This window comes from Nostocoides australiense Ben110 (genome assembly GCF_001050535.1).
Taxonomy (GTDB): Bacteria; Actinomycetota; Actinomycetes; order Actinomycetales; family Dermatophilaceae; genus Nostocoides_A; species Nostocoides_A australiense.
Window position 1 is genome coordinate 3038166 of record NZ_HG764815.1, and the last position, 2911, is coordinate 3041076.

At 72.0% G+C, this 2911-nt stretch carries 4 protein-coding genes and 1 pseudogene; all 5 read right to left on the reverse strand.

Going from position 1 to position 2911, the window contains the following annotated elements:
- Positions 1-101, reverse strand: a pseudogene (locus tag BN11_RS23930) (imidazole glycerol phosphate synthase subunit HisH); the annotation flags it as partial.
- Positions 98-754, reverse strand: a complete 657-nt coding sequence (locus BN11_RS22870; protein WP_048698850.1) for a hypothetical protein — start codon at positions 752-754, stop codon at positions 98-100. The pseudogene BN11_RS23930 and the gene BN11_RS22870, both read right to left, overlap by 4 nt.
- A 6-nt stretch (positions 755-760) precedes the next feature.
- Positions 761-1360, reverse strand: a complete 600-nt coding sequence (gene hisB, locus BN11_RS14645) for an imidazoleglycerol-phosphate dehydratase HisB (protein WP_048698853.1) — start codon at positions 1358-1360, stop codon at positions 761-763.
- A 1-nt stretch (position 1361) separates the two neighbouring features.
- Positions 1362-2507, reverse strand: a complete 1146-nt coding sequence (locus BN11_RS14650; RefSeq protein ID WP_048698855.1) for a histidinol-phosphate transaminase — start codon at positions 2505-2507, stop codon at positions 1362-1364.
- A gap of 4 nt (positions 2508-2511) precedes the next feature.
- Positions 2512-2911 (reverse strand): histidinol dehydrogenase (locus BN11_RS14655; RefSeq protein ID WP_048698857.1); only part of this gene is annotated, 400 nt, incomplete at its 5' end.

Sequence of the window (2911 nt, forward strand, 5' to 3'; positions counted from 1 at the left end):
GCGGTCAGTTCCACGCTCGCGCCGACCCGCTCGAGCGCGCGCACGGCCGAGCGCACATTGCCGCTGCCGTAGTCGAGGACGACGACGTTGTTGCGACTCACTGCTGCTCCCCGGGATTCTGCGGCTCGTCGACGACCTCGGCCCGGTGGGCCGCCTCTTCGCGCGCCAGATGGTCGAAGGCCGCCACGCGCTTCGGTGACGGCTCGACGAGGGCGCCGCGCGGTGAGCCGGGCTCGGTGAGCAGGCTCTGACCGGGCAGGTGCAGGGCGGCGTGGAGGCCGGCGAGCCACGGGATGGGTGCCGCGTGGGCTGACTTCACCGCCGCGACGACCGCCGGTATGCCGCTCGCTCCGATCCCCGCGACCGCCGCCAGATCCGCCGGTCGCGCGTTCGCCAACCGGGGCGCCCGCACCGGACCATCCTCCGGGGTCCAGACCAGCCACCGCTTGACGGCCCGCCAGCCTTGGGGCTGGACGACGACGATGCCCCGGCGGCCGTGGACGAAGAACCCGATGGCCGGGCGCAGCGCGGTGCTGACCGGGCGGGCGGCGAGGGTGGTGCGGGCGTCGTCATACGGCGGGGCGGTGTTGGCCTGCACCCGCGCCGGCGTCACGGCCGTCCAGTCCCCGAGCGGGGTGACGTGGGCTGCCACCAGGCCTTTGCCCACCCAGGCGCCGACCTGGCCGGCCCGGGCGCGCACCAGCAGCAGGTTGCCCACGAGGGCTCCTGCGGCGATGGCGTCGGAGTCAGGCATGGAGGGTCAGAGCTTGCCCTTCGTGCTGGGCACGCCGGTCACCCGGGGGTCCGGGGCGATGGCGGCCCGCAGGGCCCGCGCGAACGCCTTGAACTGGGCCTCGACCAGGTGGTGCGGGTCGCGCCCGGACAGGACGCGGACGTGCAGCGCGATCTGGGCACGGAAGGCGACGGTCTCGAAGAAGTGGCGGGTGAGGGCGCCGACATACTGCTGGCCGATGACGACATAGGCCTGCCCCTCCGGCTCGCCTGTGTGCACGCAGTAAGGCCGTCCGGCCACGTCGACCACTGCCTGGACGAGCGCCTCGTCGAGCGGGACGGTCGCGTCGCCGAAGCGCGCGATCCCCTGCTTGTCCCCCAGCGCCTCCCCCAGCGCCTCACCCAACACGATCGCCACGTCCTCGACGGTGTGGTGAGCGTCGATGTGCAGATCGCCGGTCGCCTCGACCTCGAGGTCGATCAGGGCGTGCTTGGCGAGCGCGCCGAGCATGTGGTCATAGAAGCCGATGCCGGTCGTGATCCGGGACGTGCCGGTGCCGTCGAGGTTGACGACCACCCGGACATTGGACTCACTCGTCCGTCGAGCGCGAGTTGCCTTGCGCGCCATACTAATTCGCCTCTCCTCGATCGAGCAGGTGCTCGGGACCGAGCGCGGCGAGAACCTCGAGGAAGTCGGTGGTCTCCTCCGGCGTCCCGGCCGTCACCCGAAGATAGTGGGGAATGCCGACGTCGCGCACCAGTACGCCGCGGTCGAGCAGCGCCTGCCACGTCACGGCGGCGTCGGCCAGGCCACCGAAGAGCACGAAGTTCGCGTCGCTGGGCACCGGTGCATACCCGAGACGGGTCAGTTCGGTCACGAGGCGGTCGCGCTGCTCCTTGACGACGCCGACCGTCGAGAGCATCAGGTCTGCGTGCCGCAGCGCCGCCCGGGCGACCGCCTGCGACTGCGTGGAGAGGTGATAGGGCATCCGGACCAGCCGCAGCAGGTCGACCAGGCCGGGATCGGCGGCCAGATAGCCGAGCCGCCCGCCGGCGAGTGCGAACGCCTTCGACATCGTGCGGGTCACGACCAGCCGCTCGCGCCCGGCCAGCAAGGTCAGCGCCGACGGCGTCCCGGCGCGGGCGAACTCGCCATACGCCTCGTCGACCACGACCACCGCGCCCGGCGCCGCGGCATATGCCGCCTCGACGACGTCGAGGCCGACCGCCGTCCCCGTCGGGTTGTTGGGCGAGCAGATGAACACGATGTTCGGGTCGGCCGAGACGATCTGCGCCGCAACGGATTCCGGGTCGAGCGTGAAGAGCCGAGCCGGGTCGTCGGAGCGTTTGCCCGCGATCCACTGCGTCGCCGTGGTGGTGGCGATGATCGAGTGCATCGAATAGGACGGGGTGAACCCGATGGCCCGGCGCCCGGTGCCGCCGAACGCCTGCAGCAGGTGCAGCAGGACCTCGTTGGAGCCGTTGCCGGCCCACACCTGGCCCGCCTCCACGGGCGTGCCGCCGCGCGAGAGGTATGCCGCGAGCGCCTCCCGGAGCGCTGTGAACTCGCGGTCGGGATAGCGGTTCAGCCCCGGGAGTTCCGCAGCGAGCTCGGCGAGCATGTCGGCGACGACCTCGTCGGGGACGGGGTAGGAGTTCTCGTTGGTGTTCAGGGCGGCGCGCACGCTCAATTGCGGTGCACCGTATGCGGTTTCGCCGCGCAGGTCCTCGCGCAGGAGTGCTCCCAGCCCGCTCCTCGGGCTCTGCTCAGCCATCGGTTCAGGCTCCCGCGGCGTCGGGGATGCGCGCCGTCACGGCCTCACCGTGCGCCGGAAGGTCCTCGGCCTGGGCGAGCGTCACGACGTGCCCGGCGACCTCGGCCAGCGCCTCGCGCGTGTAGTCCACGACGTGGATCCCGCGCAGGAAGGACTGCACCGACAGACCGCTGGAGTGGCACGCGCACCCACCCGTCGGCAACACGTGATTGGACCCGGCCGCATAATCCCCGAGCGAGACCGGCGCATAGGGTCCGACGAAGATCGCCCCCGCGTTGCGCACCCGGGCTGCCCGCTCCCGCGCGTCGGCCGTGATGACCTCGAGGTGCTCCGCGGCATACGCATCGACGACGGCCAGGCCCTGGTCGAGATCGTCGACGAGGACGATCGCCGACTGCCGCCCC